We start from the raw sequence: 17,631 nt of genomic DNA, 5'->3' as shown, positions 1-17,631 counted from the left end.
ACCATGCCGAAGTTCGAGCTCCCCAAGTTCGAGGTCCCCGTCCCCAAGGTCGACCTGAAGACCATCGACCTCCCGGACGTCCCTGAGGTCGCCGCCAAGCCGCTGTACGCCGGCGTCGGCGTCACCGACCTGGCCGTCGAGAAGGTCAAGGGCTACGTCACCGACGTCCAGACCAAGGTCAACGCCCGCGTCGCCGACGTCCAGAAGTCCGTCAAGGAGTTCGAGGTTCCCCAGCCGAAGACTCTGCAGGACAAGGCGACCGCGCAGCTCAACGACACCCGCGCGAAGTTCGAGTCCAAGCTCGCCGACCTCCAGGCCGACGCCAAGACGCTGCCGACCCGGGTCCAGACGACCGTGAAGAAGCAGTACGACGAGAACGTCGCCACCCTGACCGGCACCTACGCCGACCTCGCCAAGCGTGGCGAGAGCGTCGTGACCAAGCTCCGCAAGGGCGACGCGGTGAAGGCTCCGGCCTCCGTGCCCGGCTCGGTCGCGAAGAAGGCTCCGGCCAAGAAGACCCCGGCGAAGAAGGCTCCGGCCAAGAAGGCCGCCGCCAAGAAGGCTCCGGCCAAGAAGGCTGCCGCCAACTGAGCCGAGGCTCCAGGTACGACGAGGCCCCGAGGGTTGACCCTCGGGGTCTCGTTCATTTCGGATGTCAAGGCCCCGTTAGGATCGGCTCATCATGGATGTGTTCCAGTACGAGGGCTTCGTGCAGCTGGTCGTGTTCTTCGTGCTGCTCGTGATCAAGATCTTCGCGTTCGCCAACGCGCTGCTCTACTCGGCGGAGGCCTACCTCGCGGCGGACAAGCTCAACAAGCCGACCTGGTGCATCCTGCTCGGCATCGCGGTGGTGCTCCAGCTGCTGCCGCTGCCCTTGATGATCGTCAACCTGGCGATGACGATCGCGTCGATCGTCTACCTGGTCGACGTCCGTCCGGCCCTCGCGGGCCTGCGGCGTCGGTGACCGATTCCGGCAATTTTCCGTCGTTTGGTCCGTACCCTCGGAGTCTCGGCTCTCGTTACGTCAGAGACGCCGCCCGGGGGCGCCGACGGATCAGGGACAACATTGGAGATGACGTGATCGGTGACAGTGCGGTGCGGCCGTGGGGCTCGTGGCAGGTGCTCGACGAGGGCGACGGCTTCAAGGTGAAGCGGATCGTCGTCGAGCCCGGTGCGCGGCTGTCCTACCAGACCCACGAGCACAGGGCGGAGCACTGGACCGTTGTCTCGGGCGTCGCCACCTGCGTGATCGACGGCGACGTCCGCGTGCTCTACGTCGCGGACTCCGTCAACGTCGCGATCGGTGAGCCGCACCGGATCACCAACGAGCACGACGAGCCGCTCATCATCATCGAGGTGCAGCACGGCACCTACACCGGCGAGGACGACATCTGCCGGCTCGAGGACGACTACGGCCGCATCGAGGTCTGAGCTGGATTGCCCGAGCGTGTCGCTCCTTCGTCGCGCCACGCTGCCGGGCCGCAGTTGACGCAGTCGTCGGTTGCGCCTGATCGGCGTCTTGCCGGTCGGCGTCGGCTGGTCCTACTGACCCTTGGCGGCGTACGCCGCTTCGGTAGCCGCTTTCTCGGGGCTCCACCAGTGCTGGTGCTCGGTGTACCACGCGACGGTCCGCGCCAGCCCGGCCTCGAGGTCGCCGTACGCCGGGAGCCAGCCGAGCTCGTTGCGCAGCCGTCCCGCGTCGACGGCGTAGCGCAGGTCGTGCCCGGGCCGGTCGGCGACGTGGTCGAACTCGTCCTCCCCGCGTCCCATCAGCCGGAGGATCATCCGCACCACCTCGAGGTTCGAGTGCTCGCCGTCGGCGCCGATCAGGTAGGTCTCGCCGAGCCGGCCGCGTTCGAGGATCGTGAGCACGGCCGCGCTGTGGTCATCGACGTGGATCCAGTCACGGACGTGCTCGCCGGCGCCGTAGAGCCGCGGCCGGCGGCCGGCGAGGATGTTGGTGATCTGGCGGGGGATGAACTTCTCGACGTGCTGCCACGGCCCGTAGTTGTTCGAGCAGCCCGAGATCGTCGCCCGCACGCCGAAGCTGCGGACCCACGCGCGCACCAGGTGGTCGGAGCCCGCCTTCGAAGCCGCATAGGGGCTGCTCGGCCGGTAGGGAGTGTCCTCGGTGAACCGCTTGGGGTCGTCGAGCGCGAGGTCGCCGTACACCTCGTCGGTGGAGACGTGGTGCAGGCGTACGTCGGCCTTCCGCACCGCCTCGAGCACCGTGAACGTGCCGACCAGGTTGGTCTGCACGAACGGGGCGGGGTCGCGGAGCGCGTTGTCGTTGTGCGACTCCGCCGCGAGGTGCACCACCGCGTCGTGGTCGGCGACGAGCGGGTCGACGACGGTCGGGTCGGCGACGTCGCCCACGACCAGGGAGAACCGCGCCTCAGGCAGGTCGTCGAGGGCGGCGGGGGTCGCCGCGTACGTCAGCTTGTCCAGCACCGTCACAGAGGCATCGGTGCGGTCGAGCAGGTGGCGCACCAGGTTGCAGCCGATGAAGCCGGCGCCGCCGGTCACCAGGATGCGTTGATGCACGTGCGGCATGCTAGTCGGATGCGCGGGATCATCCTGGAGGCGACACGGGCAACCGGCGGTCGCCGATCACCAGGGCGGTCAGCAAGGCCGACCAGTTCCGGCGCCTCCTCGGCGACGGGTCGCAGCTCGGGATCGACCTGACCTACCGCGACTACCTCCTGGGGCTGCTCCGCGGTCCGCTGGGGTACACCACCTAGGCTCTCGCTCCATGAAGGTTCTCGTCACCGGCGGCGCCGGCTACCTCGGCTCGATCACCTCGAAGGCACTCGAGCAGTCCGGTCACACCCCGGTGCTCCTCGACTCGCTGCTGGTCGGGCCCCGCCAGTTCACGGAGGGCCGGATCTTCTACGAGGGCGACATCGCCGACCGGGCACTCCTGAGCCGGATCGTGGAGGAGCACCCCGAGATCGAGGCGACGATCCACATGGCGGCGCGGATCGTCGTACCGGAGTCCGTCGAGCTGCCCTACGAGTACTACCGCGACAACGTGGCGAAGTCGCTGGAGCTCTTCGACCAGCTGGAGCAGCTCGGCAAGCCGCGGATTCTCTTCTCGTCGACGGCGTCGCTCTATGCGCTGCAGCCGGCGTTCGAGGTCCGGGAGACCGATCCCGTCGACCCCACGTCGCCGTACGCCCGCACCAAGCGAATGATGGAGATGTGCCTGGAGGACATCTCCAAGGCGACCAGCCTGCGGGCGATCGTCCTGCGCTACTTCAACCCGATCGGCACCGACCCCGACCTCGAGACGGGCTACCACCTCAAGGACGCGACGCACGTCGTACCGCTGCTCGCGCAGACCGCTCTTGGCTACCGCGAGTCGTTCACGATCACCGGCACCGACCTTCCCACCCGCGACGGCACCGGCATCCGCGACTACATCCACGCCTGGGACCTGGCCAAGGCCCACGTGCGGGCCGTCGAGAGGTTCGACGAGGTGATCGAGGCCGAGGGCGCGCCGTACTCCTACGTCAACATCGGCGGCGGCGACGGCGTGACCGTCAAGGAGCTGATCGCGGCCGTCGAGCGGGTCGTCGGCAAGCCGGTGCCGGTCACCGAGGCGCCGCCGCGCCCCGGCGACGCCGTGGGCGCGTTCGCCAACGCGGACAAGGCCGCGGAATTGCTGGGCTGGCGCACCGAGGCCTCACTCGACGACGCCATCGCCTCGGCCCTCGCCTGGGGAGAGAAGCGGAAGTCCGTCCTCGGCTACGAGTAGGGGAGCGGGATGCCGCCCGGCCACGAGCAGCCAGGCGGCATGTCGCGGAGAACGCGAGGCCCGCAGCGCAGGGAGCGAGGTACGAGCGACCGGAGCGAGGACGGGAGCGCTCTCCGCGCGCCGCCCGGTGAGACGCCCGACCGCCGCAACCCGTGACCGCGTCAACTGCGGCGCGGCAGCGTGGCGCGAGGAACGAGCGACACGCTCGCGCAATTCAACTCAGTACGCGCCGCGGCCGAGGATGACGACGCCGAGGGTGCGCCAGAGGATGTGCAGGTCCTGCAGCATCGACCAGTGGTCGACGTAGTAGAGGTCGAGCCGGATGGCATGCTCCCAGGAGAGGTCCGAGCGGCCGGAGACCTGCCAGAGGCCGGTCATGCCGGGGCGGACGTGGAGGCGACGCCGGGCGGCGACGTCGTAGCGCGCCACCTCGTGGGGGAGCGGCGGGCGCGGGCCGACCAGGCTCATGTCGCCGCGGACGACGTTCCAGAGCTGGGGGAGCTCGTCGAGGGAGAAGCGACGCAGCCACCGGCCAGGCTTGGTGATCCGCGGGTCGTCGGCCATCTTGAACAGGCCGCCGTCGTAGTTGGTCTGGGCGTGGAGGGCTGCCAGCAGGTCCTCGGCGTTGGGGACCATGGTGCGGAACTTCGCGCAGCGGAACGGCACGCCCTGGCGGCCGACCCGCGACTGCTGGAAGAAGACCGGTCCGCCGTCGTGCAGCTTGATCCGTAGCGCGATGAAGAGGAACAGCGGGCTGAAGGCGGCGAGCAGGGCCAGCGCGCCGAGGAAGTCGAAGGTGCGCTTGCCGACGCGCGTCGCCTGGGCCCAGGCCGGTGCCCCGAGGTGCATGAGCGGAAGGCCGCCGACCGGGCGGAACGACGCGCGGTCGCTCATGATGATCCCGGTGGCGCTCTGCGCCACGACGACGCCGATGCCCCGCTCCTCGAGCTGCCAGACCTTCTCCTGGAGGTCTTGGGCCGAGTGGGACGAGCCGCCGGCGAACAGGATCAGCTGCGCGTTCGACTGAAGGGCGGCGGTCGTGACGTCGTCGGTCGTGCCGATGACGGGGACGCCGCCCACGGTGTGGCCGGCCTCTCCAGGTGGGGTCACGGCGCCGACCACGCGATAGCCCAGCCACCGGGTGCGGTCCAGCACGCCGTGGATGTCGTCGACGTGCTCGGGTGAGCCGGCGATGAGCACAGGCAGGCCGAGGTGGCCGGCAATGCGCGCGCGGTGGAGCAGGTTGCGAGCGCCCCAGCGTGCGAGGAGCAGGCCGGGCAGCCCGAACGCGAAGAGAAGGAGGAAGAAGGCGCGGGAGACGTCGGCCTGGGTGACGAACAGGATGAGCGCGAGCAGGCCGGTGTAGGCGAGCGTCGCATTGAGTACCCGCTTGTACTCGTCGCTGCCGCCGCCGAGCACCTGCTTGCGGTACCCGCCGCCGAGCGCGATGACGACGACCCAGCCGAGGGTGACCAGGGGGCCGGTCGTCCGGCTGCCGAGGTCGTCAGCGGCCTGCGCGTCGAACATCGGCATGCCGTTGTCGAAGAACGAGGCGAGACCGGAGACCGCGGCCACGACGGCGACGTCGAGGAGGACCAGCATGAACGGGACGAACTTCAGCGAGCGGCTCGACGGTGCCGTCAGCACTCGTGTGCGGGTGGCAGCCGAGTGCCCGATCACCACCGTCACGAGATCACCTCAGCCGTCGTGTGCGTCGCGGGCGCCGTCGCCCAGGTCCGAGTTCGCTGGCTCCGACCCAGCAGGACCAACGACCTGAACCGGGCGGGGTTACACGTTTCAGCGCCGGGTCTAGACCGGTCTGGACACCTCTGCGAATTGGCCGTTGGAACTTGGTGAAAAGCCGGACAGCCTAGGCTCAGGGACCTATGATTCCCGCCCCGCAACGCTCTCTGCGCATCCGCAGCGCGGTGACCGTTGTCGCGGTCGCGGCGGTGCTGCTGGTGGGGTGCGACGAGGCGACCCGCGACCCGGCCTCCGACCCGTCGCCGCGCGTCACGTCGCCGCCGGAGCGGTCCGACGGAGGGCTCCCGCCACGGGCGACGATCGCTGCGCCGACCCTCGACCCTGAGCCGCCGCTCGCGGGCCTGGTCGTCGTCCTGGACCCGGGGCACCAGCTCGGCAACGCTGCATTCCCCGCGGAGGTGGCCGCCCCGGTCGACGCGGGCGGGTTCACCAAGCCCTGCAACACCACGGGTACGGCGACGAACGGCGGGTACCCCGAAGCGTCGTTCACCTGGGCGGTGGCGGGTGCCACCCGGCGGCTGCTGCGTCGGCTCGGTGCTCGGGTCAGCCTGACGAGGACCTCCAACTCGGCGACGGCGTGGGGTCCGTGCATCGACGAGCGCGGCCGCGCCGGCAACCCCGGTGAACCGGGACCGACCGCCGACCTCAAGGTCAGCATCCACGCGGACGGGTCCCTCGCCCCTGGTGCCCACGGCTTCCACGTGATCGCACCCGCGGAGATCGCTCCGTGGACGACCGACATCGCCGTGCCCTCGCTCGAGCTGGCCGAGGCGATGAGGGACGTGCTGGTCGAGGAGGGGTTCGCGCCGTCGACGTACGCCGGCAGCGACGGGATCGATGTCCGCGGCGACCTCGGCACCCTCAACCTGGCCGACGTCCCGACCGTGATGGTCGAGCTCGGCAACATGCGGGACCCCGGAGACGCGATGCTCATGACCAGCGCGGCAGGACGGCGTCACTACGCGTCCGCCCTCGCCCGGTCGATCGCGCGCTTCCTGGCGCGGTGAGACGGGTGGTGGTCCTTCGGCTCCTTGAACGGCTTCCGCGCGTGGGTCTGGGCAGCAGTGACCGAGCTGCGACGTTTCCCGCCGTAGTGACCGCCGTGCGGGCACGCCCGACCGTACTTCGCCCGACACCGGGCCTTTCTCATCCATCTGCGGAGAGCTCGCATCCGGACCCTGGGACTTTCTCCCCCCAGAGAGAAGCCGATCCTTGTCCCGAGGGGAGCCAGTCTGCCCCGGGACCACCGCGCCCGTCCTCGGTTCTGGTACAAAGCCGCAGTCCGGCTCGGTGCGGGCCGGTCGGTAGGGTCGCGGCCATGCCCGTCGAATCGCCGGGGTGCGCGTGAGCGGCATCCGCACCGCGCACTGGGAGGACTGGCCGCTCGATGCCCTGGTCGACGCGAAGGGCGACACCCGGGTGAGCCTCGTCGTACCGGCACGCAACGAGGCCGGCACCGTCGGTGACGTCGTCGGACGGGTCCGCGACCGACTGGTCGACACCGTCTCGCTGGTCGACGAGGTCGTGGTCATCGACAGCGACTCGACGGACGGGACGTACGACGCCGCGGCGTCGGCCGGCGCGGTCGTCCACCGCTCCTCGGAGATCCGTCCCGATCTCGGCAGCCACCCCGGCAAGGGCGAGGCGATGTGGAAGTCGCTCTTCGTCACGACCGGCGACGTGTTGGTGTTCATGGACGCGGACCTGACCGACTGGGACACCCACTTCGTGCCGGGTCTGCTCGGCCCGCTGTTGACCTGGCCGGAGGTGCAGCTGGTCAAGGGCTTCTACGAGCGGCCCGGGGAGCGCGGCCGGCTCGACGGCGGCAGGGTGACCGAGCTGGTGGCGCGCCCGCTCCTCTCGCTCCTCTTCCCGCGGCTCGCGGACGTCGTGCAACCGCTGGCCGGAGAGTGGGCCGTGCGGCGGTCGTGGTTCGCCACCCTGTCCGTGCCGACCGGCTACGGCGTGGAGATCGGCGCCCTGATCGACACCTGGCGGCTCCACGACGAGCAGGGCATCGCCCAGGTCGACCTCGGCACCCGCGCACACGACCACCAGTCCCTCTTCGACCTCGGCGCGATGTCGGTGCAGGTCGCGGCGGCGATCATGGATCGCGATCGACTCGTCCCGGTCGGGGGAGACGAGGCAGGCGTCCGCCTCCGCCAGTTCGTGCCCGGACCGATCCCCGTCGACCGGGTGGTCGAGGTGTTCGAGCGCCCCGGAGCGGAGGACTACCTCTGATGCTGAAGCTCGGCCGCCAGACCTTCTCCGACGACGCCACCTTGATGATGGCGATCGTCAACCGCACGCCCGACTCGTTCTACGACCGCGGCGCGACCTGGGCCGAGGACGCCGCGTTCGAGCGGGTCGCGGCCGTCGTCGAGCAGGGCGCCGAGATCGTCGACATCGGCGGGATCAAGGCAGCGCCGGGCGAGGAGATCTCGGCCGAGGAGGAGAAGGGACGGGTCGTCGACCTCGTGGCGCGGGTCCGGGCGTCGTACCCCTCGCTGGTGATCTCGGTCGACACCTGGCGTGCCGAGGTCGGCGCGGCCGTGTGCGATGCCGGCGCGGACCTGCTCAACGACGCCTGGGGCGGGGCCGACCCGGAGCTTGTGGACGTGGCGGCGCAGCACGGCGCCGCGCTCGTCTGCACCCACACCGGGGGTGCCACGCCGCGGACCCGCCCGTTCCGGATCGAGTACGACGACGTGGTCGCTGCCGCGATCGACGACACCGTCCGCTACGCCGAGCGTGCGGTCGCCGCCGGTGTGGCCCGAGAGTCGGTCGTCATCGACCCGGCCCACGACTTCGGCAAGAACACCTTCCACTCCCTCGAGCTCACCCGCCGACTCGGTGAGATGGTCGAGACCGGGTGGCCGGTCCTGGTGTCCCTGTCCAACAAGGACTTCGTCGGCGAGACCCTCGACCTGCCCGTCGGGGAGCGGCTGGTCGGAACGCTCGCGGCGACCGCCGTCTGCGCTCTCGCCGGAGCGCGGATCTACCGGGTGCACGAGGTCGTCGAGACCCGCCAGGTGGTCGACATGGTGTGGTCGATCGCCGGCCGTCGTCCCCCGCGGCGCGCGACCCGGGGCCTCACATGAGCTCGCCCCGGACGAACGCTGCGCTGGTGCCGGGCGTGCCGGCACTGCTGCCGTCGTACGCATCGCTCGACGACCCGATCGCGGACCTCCGCGCGGCCTGTGGCGCCGCGGTCGCCGGGCTCGGGCCGCGGGTCGCGCTGCTGGCGTCCGGATCCGGGCTGCGGGTCGCCCGGTCGCTGATGGCGGAAACCGGCTCGGAGGAGGTCACGGACGATGCAACCGGAGTCCTGGTGGTCGGCAACGGCTCGGCGAAGCGGTCCCTCAAGGCCCCCGGCCACCTCGACGACCGCGCAGAGGTCTTCGACGACGACCTGCGCCGCGCGCTGCTCGCGCCGCTCCCCGTCGCGCTGGCCGCGCTCGACCAGCAGCTGGCCGAGGAGATGTGGGCGGACGTGGCGGGCATCCGGCGCCTCGGCGAGCTGCTCACGCCGGCGCACACCGCAGAGGTGTTGTACGACGCCGCACCCTTCGGCGTGCAGTACTGGGTGATTCGCTGGGCGTGAGGCGGTCCGACCCGCCACACTTGCCTTCGTGGAGATCAGGGGACGTGAGATACCGGTCTGGGTGCAGGCTGCCGCTGTGATCGGCGTCTTCACGGCGGTGCTCTGGTTGGTCGAGGGCATCGACGCCGCCATGGGCCACGAGCTCGATCAGTACGGCGTCCAGCCTCGGTCCGACGAGGGACTGTTGGGCATCCTGTTCGCCCCGCTCCTGCACGGCGGCTGGGACCACCTGTCGGCCAACAGCGGACCGCTGCTGGTCCTCGGCTTCCTGGCCCTGGCAGCGGGCCTGCTGCGCGGGCTCGCCGCCACCGCGGTGATCTGGGTGATCGGTGGGGTGGGCGTGTGGCTGCTGGCCGGCAGCAACACCAACCACATCGGCGCGTCGGGCCTGGTGTTCGGCTTTCTCGTCTACGTCGTCGTCCGCGGCATCGTGAACCGGAAGCTGTGGGAGATCGTCCTCGGCGCCGTCGTGCTCTTCATCTACGGCGGGGTGCTGTGGGGTGTGCTCCCGGGCCAGCCGGGCGTCTCCTGGCAGGGTCATCTGTTCGGGGCGATCGGCGGCGCGATCGCCGCGGTGGTCGTCAGCCACCGCCGTGGCGAGGTGCTCCGGAGCGTTCTCCCCGGCGACGCCTAGCGTCCTAGTCCCGACCGAAGGCCGGCTTCTCCTTGGCGAGGAAGGCCCGCACGCCTTCCTTGAAGTCGGCGCCGTTGTAGACCTCGGTGAGCACGGCTGCCTCGTCGTCGGGGGAAGCCTCGGTGAGAAGCGCCCGCTGGTGCAGCTGATGCTTGGTCACCCGGAGGGTCACCCGCGAGGCGTGGCTGATGCCGTCGACGAGCGCAGCCAGCTCGGTGTCGAGCGCCGCAGCGTCGGCGACGCACGAGACGAGCGCGCCCACGCCGTGGGCCCGGTCGGCGCCGACCAGACGGGATGCCAGCAGCATCTCCCGGGTCAGCGGCTCACCGAAGGTCGCGACGCAGCGATAGACGATGGACGCCGACAGCGCGTTGCCGAGGGTGCGGGCGATCGGGTAGCCGAACCGGCTGTCCGCGGTGGCGATCCGCAGGTCGCAGTGCGTCGCCACCGCGAGCCCACCACCGACGCACACGCCGTCGATCGCGGCGATCGTCACCTGGGGGAGCGCGAAGAGCATCTCGAGCAGCTCCCGGATCCAGGTCTCGTAGGCCACGGCGTCGGAGTCCAGAAAGTCCGAGATCTCGTTGCCAGCCGCGAACGCCTGGCCGCCCGCGCCCCGCAGGACGAGGACGCCGACGGACCGGTCGTCACGCAGCTCCTCGCACATCGCCCGGAGGTCGCCGTACATCGCCCGGGTGAAGGCGTTGCGCCGGTGCGGCCGGTTGAAGGTCACCTCGACGACGCCCGGCCCGAGGCGATCGCGGTCGACGATGAGTTCCTGCTCGGTCACCCGCGAGAGCCTAGAGCCTCGCCGTCAGCCGCTCTTCCGGACCACGAGCGCGGGCGGGAAGATCACCCGGATGGGTTGCGGGTCGCGGTCGCCGTCGATCTGCTCCAGGAGCAGCCGGGTGGCCTGCTCGGCCATCTCGCTGAGCGGCTGGCGGACGGTGGTGAGTGGTGGGGTGCAGCGCTCGGCCACGCCGAGGTCGTCGTACCCGATCACCGCGACATCGTCGGGCACCCGACGCCCCGCCGCAGCGAGGGCGGCGAGCGCGCCGGCCGCCATCAGGTCGGAGGCGACGAAGATGCCGTCGAGGTCAGGAAACGTCGCGAGCAGCTCCGCCGCGGCCCGGGCGCCGCCGACCTCGGTGAAGTCACCGTGCGCGATGGCGTCGTCCGCCAGTCCGGCGTCCTGCACCGCCGATCGCCAGCCGTCCAACCGGTCGATGCCCGCCGCCATGTCGACGGGCCCGGCGATGGTGCCGATCCGTCGGCAACCGCGCTGGACGAGGCGCTCGGCAGCGAGGCGGGCGCCGGCCGTGTTGTCGGTGTCGACGTAGGGCACCTTGTCCGCGCCGGACCACGGGCGGCCGACGAACGCGCACGGCAGTCCGAGCGACGCGAAGTGCTCGGCGAGCCGGTCCTCGGAGTGGTGCGACACGACGACCGCGCCATCGATGTGGCGGCGGCCCAGATACCGGAGCATCCGTCGTTCCTCGTCGCCCGGACGGGCGAGCAGCAGGACCAGTTGGAGGTCCCGGGGAGCGAGCACCCGGTTGACCGAGCGCAGCGTGTGCACGAAGAAGGGGTCGGTGAAAACCCGCTCGTCCGGCTCGGGCACCACGAGCGCGACCGAGTCGGTGCGCCGGGTGACCAGACTCCGGGCCGCCGGGTTGGGGGTGTAGCCGAGCGACCGGACCGCGGCGTCCACCGCGGCCTTGGCCGCCGGCGACACCCGGTTGCCGCCGTTGATCGCCCGCGAGGCCGTCGCCCGCGACACGCCGGCGAGACGAGCGACCTCGTCGAGCGTGGGCGCGTTCCCGGCTCCGTTCCCGGGATTGGTGGGCGACTGGCTCATCCTCGGCACGCTATCGGTCGTCCACCAGCGTCGACGTCGCCGCGACGTCGGCGTAGCGCAGCGCGCTGGTCTTCGGAGTCCGGCGCAGGGTCTCGTAGTCGACGTGGACGATCCCGAACCTCTGGCCGTAGCCGAAGGCCCACTCGAAGTTGTCGAGGAGCGACCACGCGAAGTAGCCGCGCACGTCGACGCCTGCGGCCATCGCGGCGTGCACCGCCCGTAGGTGGGAGCCGATGTAGCCCCACCGCTCCGGGTCGTGGACAGAGCCGTCGGGGCTGACGGCGTCGTCGTAGGCCGCGCCGTTCTCGGTGATGTAGATCGGCGGCACGTCGTAGTCCTCGTGGAGACGGACGAGCAGGCGGGTCAGCCCTTCCGGCTGCACCTCCCAGTCCAGGCCGGTCACGGGGTAGCCGCGGCGGGGGAAGCTGAGGTCACCGCCTCCGGGGAACGGCGATCGGACCGACCGGCTCGGAGCCTCGACCCGGGAGCCCAGCAGATCGTCCGCGGGATGCGGACGGCCGGAGGCGCCGTCGCCGTGGTAGTAGTTCACGCCCAGCACGTCGAGCGGGGTGCTGATCAGCGCCAGATCACCGTCCTGGACGAAGTCCTCCCACGCCCGGCCCTGCCACGTCAGCCCGGCCGTGATGGTCGGGAGCTCCTCCGCGTAGGAGCCGCGGAGGATGGGGTCGAGGAAGACTCTGTTCCACAGGTGGTCGACCCGGTGCGCGGCGTCGACGTCGGCCGGTTCCGTGGGGTCGAACGGGTCGGCGACCGTGAGGTTGAGGGTGATCCCGAGGTCGGCGGTGCTGCCGCGGCGCCTGAGCTCGTCGACGACCAGTCCGTGGCCCAGCATCAGGTGGTGGGCCGCGACGAGACCCGCGACCCCCTCCTGCCGTCCGGGGGCGTGCTGGCCACCGGTGTAGCCGAGGAACGCCGAGCACCACGGCTCGTTCATCGTCGTCCAGTAGGGCACCCGGTCGCCGAGCGCGTCGTACAGGGTGAGGGCGTACTCGGCGAAGCGGTAGGCCGTGTCGCGGTTGGTCCAGCCGCCCTCGTCCTCGAGGGCCTGCGGCAGGTCCCAGTGGTAGAGCGTCACCCAGGGTGTGATGCCGGCACCGAGCAGCTGGTCGACCAGGCGGCTGTAGAAGTCGATCCCCGCCTGGTTGGGTGCACCGCCGTCGGGCCGGACCCTCGGCCACGCCGTCGAGAACCGGTAGGCGCCGAGGTTGAGCGACGCCATCAGCGCGACGTCGTCCGGCATCCGGTAGTAGTGGTCGCAGGCGACGTCGCCGTTGTCGCCACCGACCACGGCTCCCGGCACCCGGGCGAAGGTGTCCCAGATCGACGGGGTGCGGCCGCCCTCGGCCGCGGCACCCTCGATCTGGTACGACGCCGTGGCGGCCCCCCAGAGGAAGCCGGGTGGGAACCTCACCTCTGCCCCCGGGGCGGCGGCAGTCGACGTGGCGGACTCGGTCGTCGTCATCCTTTGACGGCTCCTTGCATGATGCCGGCGACCAGTTGACGGCCGGACAGGGCGAACAGGATCAGGAGGGGCACGGTGGCCATCCCCGCGCCGGCGAGGACCAGCGCGTAGTCGGTGGTCTGGCCCTGGCCGGTGAGGGCCAGCCGGTCGAGCGCGATCTGGAGGGTCTGGGTCTCCTGGAGGGCGACCAGGGGCCACATGTAGTCCGTCCAGACCATCATGAACGTGAAGAGGAACAGGATCGACATCGCCGGCCGGGCGGCCGGGACGGCGACCGTCCAGAAGATCCGGATCATGGTGCAGCCGTCCATCCGGGCGGCCTCGATCAGCTCGTCCGGCACCGCGTCCACGAGGTACTGCCGCATGAAGAAGACACCGAACGCGGTGACCATCGTGGGCAGCGCGACCGCGACCAGCGTGTCGAGCAGCCCGTAGTCGCGCATCAGGATGAACAACGGCACGATCGCCAGCTGGGTGGGCACCGCCATCGTCATCACGACGAACCCCATCAGCACGTTGCTGCCGCGGAACCGCAGCTTCGCGAAGGCATAGCCGGCCAGCGTCGAGACGAACGCGACCGACAGGGCGCACGCAGTGGAGACGAGGACGCTGTTGAGCATCGCCGACCAGAACTCCGTGGTGTCGAGCACGCGTCGGGCGTTGTCGATGAAGTGGCCGCCGGGGATCACCGGCGGTGGGATCTGGTTGGCCTCTTCCTTCGTGTGCGAGCCGATGACGAAGGACCAGTAGAGCGGGAGCGCAGAGCCGATCACGAACGCGGCCAGCAGGCCGTAGACGATGAACCCGGGGCGGCGGTTCATGCTTGTCTCCTGGTGATGCGGCGGGTGATCACGAAGTTGAGCAGCGCGATGCCGACGATGATGAGGAACAGCACGACCGCGGCCGCTGACGCGCGTCCGTAGAACTGGTCCTCGATGCCCTTGACGTAGATGTAGAGGGTCGACGTCATGTACTGGTGGTCGGGCCCGCCTTCGCGCTGCGGGGTGTCGTCGAAGAGCCGCGGCTCGGTGAAGATCTGGAGGCCGCCGATCGTGCTGGTGACGATCACGAAGATCGTCGTCGGCCGGATCATCGGGAGGGTGACGGAGAAGAACTGGCGCACCCTGCCCGCGCCGTCGAGGGACGCGGACTCGTAGAGGTCGCGGGGGACCGCTTGCATGGCGGCGAGGAAGATGAGCGCGTTGTAGCCCGTCCACCTCCAGTTGACCATGCCGGCGATCGCGAAGTGGCTCCACCAGCGGTCGACGTGCCAGCGGATCGGCTCCAGGCCGACGCCTTCGAGCATCGCGTTGATGACGCCGTACTTGTCGGCGAAGAGGCTGCCGAAGATCAGCACGGCTGCGGTCGGAGCGACGACGAACGGCAGCAGCACGCTCATCCGCCAGAACGTCCGGCCCCGGAGCTGGCTGTCGAGCAGGGCTGCCACGGCGACCGCGACGATCACCTGGGGCACCGACGACATCAGGAAGATGCTGAACGTGTTGACCAGCGACTTCTGGAACACCGGGTCGGTCAGGACGAACCGGTAGTTCTCCAGGCCGATGAACTCGCCGCGCTGGTAGTACAGACGCTCCCAGTCGTGGACGGAGAGGTAGCCGGTGTAGACCAGCGGGAACAGGCCGACGAGACCGAAGACGATGAAGAACGGCGAGATGTAGAGGTACGGCGAGAGCTTGACGTCCCACCGCGACAACCGGTGCCGTCGTACCAGCCGGGCGCGGTCCCCGGCCGGGGGCGCGCTGGGCGCGACCCCGGCCGGTGGCTCGTCGAGGCGGGTGCTCACTGGAGCGCTGCGACCTCGTCTACGAATGTCTCCCACGACTCCTCCGGATCCGCACCCTGGTCGACCCGGGTGATCGCTTCCTGGAACTTGGCCAGGATGTCGGAGTAGAGCGGACCGTGGTACGGCTGGACCGTGATCGCGTTCGCACGGTTGGAGAAGATCTCACCGACCGGTGCGTCGTTGAAGTACGGGTCGGTCGAGGAGAGCAGCGCGGGGTCCTCCAGGGCGGCGACCTGCGACGGGAAGTTGCCGTACTGCTCGAAGATGCGGATCTGCTGCTCGGGTGCGGTGATCCAGGCAGCGAACTCCTGTGCCTCCTCCTGGTGCGTCGACGTCTTGGGGACCGCCAGGTAGGACCCTCCCCAGTTGCCGCCGCCACCCGGGAAGACGTCGGCGACGTCCCAGACGACGCCCTTCGGCGCCGGGTCCCCGGTGTTGTCGCGGATGTTGCTGCGCATCCAGCCCGGGCACGGGATGGTCGCGAAGCCGTCCTTCTGGAATCCGGCCGTCCAGTCGTCGCTCCACTGGGCAGCCCCGGTCGAGAGCGAGCTGGAGTTGCCGGTGACGGTGTCGTAGACCGCGCGGAGCTCGTCGTTCTCGACGTTGACCGTGTTGTCGGCCTCCTCGAACGGGAACTCGACCTGGTTGAGCATCGCCTGGGCGACCGAGCCGGACGCGTCGTACCACTGGGCGTCGCTCTTCGCGACGAACTCCTCGCCGAGGGCGTAGTAGTCATCCCAGGTGGTCATCAGCTGGGCGACCTCCTCCCGGTCGGTCGGCAGGCCGGCCTCCTCGAAGAGGTCGGCGCGGTAGCAGATGGCCTCGGGACCTGCGTCGGTCGCGTAGCCGAGGAGCTGGCCGTCGGGAGAGGTGGCGGCATCGGACTTGAACTCGAGCCAGCGGCCCTCCACCTCGTCGCTGGACAGGTCGACCCACCGGTCCGGCGCCGCCACGATCGCGGGCATGAAGTCGCCCTCGATCGCCACGATGTCCGGCAGGCCCTCGTTGGCCTGGAGGAGCGTGTTGAGCTCGTTCTTCCAGTCGTCCCAGAGCGAGACCTTGGTCTGCTCGACCTGGACGTCGGGGTTCTCCTCGTTCCACTCGGCGATCAGCTCGTCGTATCCGAACTCGCCGAACGTGGTGATGGTGAGCGATTCGCCCTCTTCGAGCGCCTCCTGGTCGGCGGACTCGGTCGGGTCGCTGTCGTCGCCGCAGGCGGCCGTGAGCCCGAGCACGAGAGCGGCAATGGCACCGACGGCGAGACGCCCTCGATGGCTGGTTGGCCGGCGGCCCGGCCGGGTGGTGGTGATGCGCACGGTTACTCCTGCCGTTGATGCTTCTTCGAACGTCGGTAACGGACGATCTGGCGGGTGGACGCGGTGTGAGAGCGCTTCCACTTCTCTTGGTGGGTCACCATGACATGCGTCACATCCACTGTCAAGGATCTGGCTGGACACGGCAGCATTTGCTGTTTCTCGGCTGCGGGAAGGAATGAGAGCGCTTCCACTAGACGGCCGCGAAATGCCGCCGTACTGTAAGCGCCGACTGAGCACGACCGCGGTCGCCGGGGGCGACCAGACAGGAGACCGGCCCGATGGCGCAAGTGCGGTTCGAGCATGCCGAGCACACGTATCTGGGGGCGAAGGCGCCGGCCGTCTCCGACCTCGACCTCACGATCGACGACGGCGAGTTCATGGTGCTGGTCGGACCGTCGGGATGTGGGAAGTCCACCTCGCTGCGGATGCTCGCCGGGCTCGAGGAGGTGTCGGCCGGCTCGGTCTTCATCGGCGACGAGGACGTCACCCGGTTTCCTCCCAAGGCCCGCGACATCGCGATGGTCTTCCAGAACTACGCGCTCTACCCGCATCTGACGGTCGCCGACAACATGGCGTTCGCGCTCAGGATCGCGGGGGTCGGCAAGTCCGAGCGCACCGCGCGGGTCGCCGACGCCGCCCGGCTGCTCGACCTCGAGGACGTGCTCCACCGGAAGCCCAAGGCGCTGTCCGGGGGTCAGCGGCAGCGGGTCGCCATGGGTCGGGCGATCGTGCGGCAGCCCCAGGTGTTCTGCATGGACGAGCCGCTCTCCAACCTCGACGCCAAGCTGCGGGTGTCGACCCGCACCCAGATCGCCGCGCTCCAGCGTCGGCTCGGCGTGACGACGGTCTACGTCACGCACGACCAGGTCGAGGCGATGACGATGGGCGACCGGGTCGCGGTGATGAAGGACGGCGTGCTCCAGCAGGTCGACGCGCCACTCGCCCTCTACGACCGGCCCGCCAACCTGTTCGTCGCCGGCTTCATCGGATCCCCCGGGATGAACCTGCTCGCCGGCAGGACCGCCGGCGACGGGATCGCCGTTGTCGACGGCGTGGACATCCCGATCGACCGCACCGCAGCGGCGGCGTCGTCCGGCTCGGTCACGCTCGGCATCCGGCCCGAGTCGTGGCGGGTCGCCGGCTCCGGCGACGACGGCTACCCGGTCACCGTCGCGGTGGTCGAGGAGCTCGGTGCCGACGCCTACGTCTATGCCACACCGGCCGGCGTGGACGCGGCGAGCGAGCGCGCGGGCGACGTGCTTCCGCTGGTCGTCGCCCGTCTCGAGGGCCGCCAGCAGCTGCGCGCCGGCCAGCAGCTGAGCCTGGTCGCCGATCCGCGGGCGATCCACGTGTTCGACTCCGACACCGGAGCGCGGCTGGCGCTTGCGGGGTGAGGCCGCCGGGGCAGCCG

18 protein-coding genes are annotated in these 17,631 nt (G+C 70.2%); 10 read left to right on the top strand and 8 right to left on the bottom strand.

Features of this window, described 5'->3' with window-relative positions:
• Nucleotides 1-3: 3 nt before the first annotated feature.
• The 3 genes from SHK19_RS18345 (at nucleotide 4) to SHK19_RS18335 (ending at nucleotide 1,431) form a co-directional block, all read left to right on the top strand.
• On the top strand, nucleotides 4-591 hold the full coding sequence (locus SHK19_RS18345; protein WP_322937091.1) for a hypothetical protein: 588 nt from the start codon (nucleotides 4-6) through the stop codon (nucleotides 589-591).
• Nucleotides 592-682: 91 nt separating this feature from the next.
• A complete protein-coding gene (locus SHK19_RS18340) occupies nucleotides 683-964 on the top strand; it encodes a DUF2516 family protein (RefSeq protein WP_322456128.1) in 282 nt (93 codons plus the stop codon).
• A 113-nt stretch (nucleotides 965-1,077) separates the two neighbouring features.
• A complete protein-coding gene (locus SHK19_RS18335) occupies nucleotides 1,078-1,431 on the top strand; it encodes a phosphomannose isomerase type II C-terminal cupin domain (protein ID WP_322456129.1) in 354 nt (117 codons plus the stop codon).
• A 111-nt stretch (nucleotides 1,432-1,542) separates the two neighbouring features.
• Here SHK19_RS18335 and rfbB read toward each other — a convergent pair whose 3' ends face one another.
• Nucleotides 1,543-2,544, bottom strand: a complete 1,002-nt coding sequence (gene rfbB, locus SHK19_RS18330; RefSeq protein WP_405030437.1) for a dTDP-glucose 4,6-dehydratase — start codon at nucleotides 2,542-2,544, stop codon at nucleotides 1,543-1,545.
• Between the two features lie 208 nt (nucleotides 2,545-2,752).
• Here rfbB and galE point away from each other — a divergent pair, with 208 nt between their 5' ends.
• Nucleotides 2,753-3,757: a UDP-glucose 4-epimerase GalE gene (gene galE, locus SHK19_RS18325; protein WP_322937089.1), complete on the top strand. Its 1,005-nt coding sequence runs from the start codon at nucleotides 2,753-2,755 to the stop codon at nucleotides 3,755-3,757.
• Between the two features lie 219 nt (nucleotides 3,758-3,976).
• On the opposite strand, the gene SHK19_RS18320 is transcribed toward galE, so the two are convergent.
• Complete coding sequence (locus tag SHK19_RS18320) at nucleotides 3,977-5,446, bottom strand: sugar transferase (RefSeq protein WP_322937088.1); 1,470 nt, start codon at nucleotides 5,444-5,446, stop codon at nucleotides 3,977-3,979.
• Nucleotides 5,447-5,643: 197 nt separating this feature from the next.
• On the opposite strand from SHK19_RS18320, the gene SHK19_RS18315 reads away from it, so the two are divergent.
• The 5 genes from SHK19_RS18315 to SHK19_RS18295 all read left to right on the top strand — a co-directional run bounded on the left by SHK19_RS18315 (nucleotide 5,644) and on the right by SHK19_RS18295 (nucleotide 9,759).
• Entirely contained in the window at nucleotides 5,644-6,528 is an 885-nt protein-coding gene (locus SHK19_RS18315) for an N-acetylmuramoyl-L-alanine amidase family protein (protein ID WP_322937087.1), read from the top strand.
• Between the two features lie 337 nt (nucleotides 6,529-6,865).
• Nucleotides 6,866-7,762, top strand: a complete 897-nt coding sequence (locus tag SHK19_RS18310) for a glucosyl-3-phosphoglycerate synthase (protein WP_322456134.1) — start codon at nucleotides 6,866-6,868, stop codon at nucleotides 7,760-7,762.
• Nucleotides 7,762-8,622 (top strand): dihydropteroate synthase, encoded by an 861-nt coding sequence (gene folP / locus SHK19_RS18305; RefSeq protein ID WP_322456135.1) that lies wholly within the window; start codon nucleotides 7,762-7,764, stop codon nucleotides 8,620-8,622. Before SHK19_RS18310 ends, folP begins: the two co-directional genes overlap by 1 nt.
• On the top strand, nucleotides 8,619-9,125 hold the full coding sequence (locus tag SHK19_RS18300) for a class III extradiol ring-cleavage dioxygenase family protein (protein WP_322937085.1): 507 nt from the start codon (nucleotides 8,619-8,621) through the stop codon (nucleotides 9,123-9,125). The genes folP and SHK19_RS18300 overlap by 4 nt, the downstream gene beginning before the upstream one ends.
• A gap of 28 nt (nucleotides 9,126-9,153) precedes the next feature.
• Complete coding sequence (locus SHK19_RS18295; protein ID WP_322937084.1) at nucleotides 9,154-9,759, top strand: rhomboid family intramembrane serine protease; 606 nt, start codon at nucleotides 9,154-9,156, stop codon at nucleotides 9,757-9,759.
• A gap of 4 nt (nucleotides 9,760-9,763) precedes the next feature.
• On the opposite strand, the gene SHK19_RS18290 is transcribed toward SHK19_RS18295, so the two are convergent.
• The 6 genes from SHK19_RS18290 to SHK19_RS18265 are packed head-to-tail and all read right to left on the bottom strand — an operon-like array spanning nucleotide 9,764 to nucleotide 16,220.
• On the bottom strand, nucleotides 9,764-10,549 hold the full coding sequence (locus SHK19_RS18290; RefSeq protein WP_322456138.1) for an enoyl-CoA hydratase-related protein: 786 nt from the start codon (nucleotides 10,547-10,549) through the stop codon (nucleotides 9,764-9,766).
• 24 nt (nucleotides 10,550-10,573) lie between these two features.
• Entirely contained in the window at nucleotides 10,574-11,617 is a 1,044-nt protein-coding gene (locus tag SHK19_RS18285; protein WP_322456139.1) for a LacI family DNA-binding transcriptional regulator, read from the bottom strand.
• 10 nt (nucleotides 11,618-11,627) lie between these two features.
• Complete coding sequence (locus SHK19_RS18280) at nucleotides 11,628-13,100, bottom strand: GH1 family beta-glucosidase (RefSeq protein ID WP_322937083.1); 1,473 nt, start codon at nucleotides 13,098-13,100, stop codon at nucleotides 11,628-11,630.
• On the bottom strand, nucleotides 13,097-13,921 hold the full coding sequence (locus SHK19_RS18275; RefSeq protein WP_322456141.1) for a carbohydrate ABC transporter permease: 825 nt from the start codon (nucleotides 13,919-13,921) through the stop codon (nucleotides 13,097-13,099). The genes SHK19_RS18280 and SHK19_RS18275 overlap by 4 nt, the downstream gene beginning before the upstream one ends.
• Nucleotides 13,918-14,904, bottom strand: a complete 987-nt coding sequence (locus SHK19_RS18270; RefSeq protein WP_322937082.1) for a carbohydrate ABC transporter permease — start codon at nucleotides 14,902-14,904, stop codon at nucleotides 13,918-13,920. The genes SHK19_RS18275 and SHK19_RS18270 overlap by 4 nt, the downstream gene beginning before the upstream one ends.
• Nucleotides 14,901-16,220, bottom strand: coding sequence for an ABC transporter substrate-binding protein (locus SHK19_RS18265; protein WP_322937081.1), 1,320 nt, complete (start codon nucleotides 16,218-16,220; stop codon nucleotides 14,901-14,903). The genes SHK19_RS18270 and SHK19_RS18265 overlap by 4 nt, the downstream gene beginning before the upstream one ends.
• 278 nt (nucleotides 16,221-16,498) lie before the next feature.
• On the opposite strand from SHK19_RS18265, the gene SHK19_RS18260 reads away from it, so the two are divergent.
• Nucleotides 16,499-17,614, top strand: a complete 1,116-nt coding sequence (locus SHK19_RS18260; protein WP_322937080.1) for an ABC transporter ATP-binding protein — start codon at nucleotides 16,499-16,501, stop codon at nucleotides 17,612-17,614.
• Nucleotides 17,615-17,631: the final 17 nt, after the last annotated feature.

The sequence above is a fragment of the Nocardioides bizhenqiangii genome (genome assembly GCF_034661235.1).
Lineage (GTDB): Bacteria > Actinomycetota > Actinomycetes > Propionibacteriales > Nocardioidaceae > Nocardioides > Nocardioides bizhenqiangii.
The sequence above is the reverse complement of the archived record's forward strand: the minus strand, read 5'-3'. Positions and strand labels throughout refer to the sequence as shown.

Coding starts and splice junctions, on each gene's coding strand:
- SHK19_RS18345 (WP_322937091.1), top strand. CDS start 4: ATGCCGAAGTTCGAGCTCCCCAAGTTCGAGGTCCCCGTCCCCAAGGTC.
- SHK19_RS18340 (WP_322456128.1), top strand. CDS start 683: ATGGATGTGTTCCAGTACGAGGGCTTCGTGCAGCTGGTCGTGTTCTTC.
- galE (WP_322937089.1), top strand. CDS start 2,753: ATGAAGGTTCTCGTCACCGGCGGCGCCGGCTACCTCGGCTCGATCACC.
- SHK19_RS18315 (WP_322937087.1), top strand. CDS start 5,644: ATGATTCCCGCCCCGCAACGCTCTCTGCGCATCCGCAGCGCGGTGACC.
- folP (WP_322456135.1), top strand. CDS start 7,762: ATGCTGAAGCTCGGCCGCCAGACCTTCTCCGACGACGCCACCTTGATG.
- SHK19_RS18300 (WP_322937085.1), top strand. CDS start 8,619: ATGAGCTCGCCCCGGACGAACGCTGCGCTGGTGCCGGGCGTGCCGGCA.
- SHK19_RS18285 (WP_322456139.1), bottom strand. CDS start 11,617: ATGAGCCAGTCGCCCACCAATCCCGGGAACGGAGCCGGGAACGCGCCC.
- SHK19_RS18280 (WP_322937083.1), bottom strand. CDS start 13,100: ATGACGACGACCGAGTCCGCCACGTCGACTGCCGCCGCCCCGGGGGCA.
- SHK19_RS18275 (WP_322456141.1), bottom strand. CDS start 13,921: ATGAACCGCCGCCCCGGGTTCATCGTCTACGGCCTGCTGGCCGCGTTC.
- SHK19_RS18260 (WP_322937080.1), top strand. CDS start 16,499: ATGGCGCAAGTGCGGTTCGAGCATGCCGAGCACACGTATCTGGGGGCG.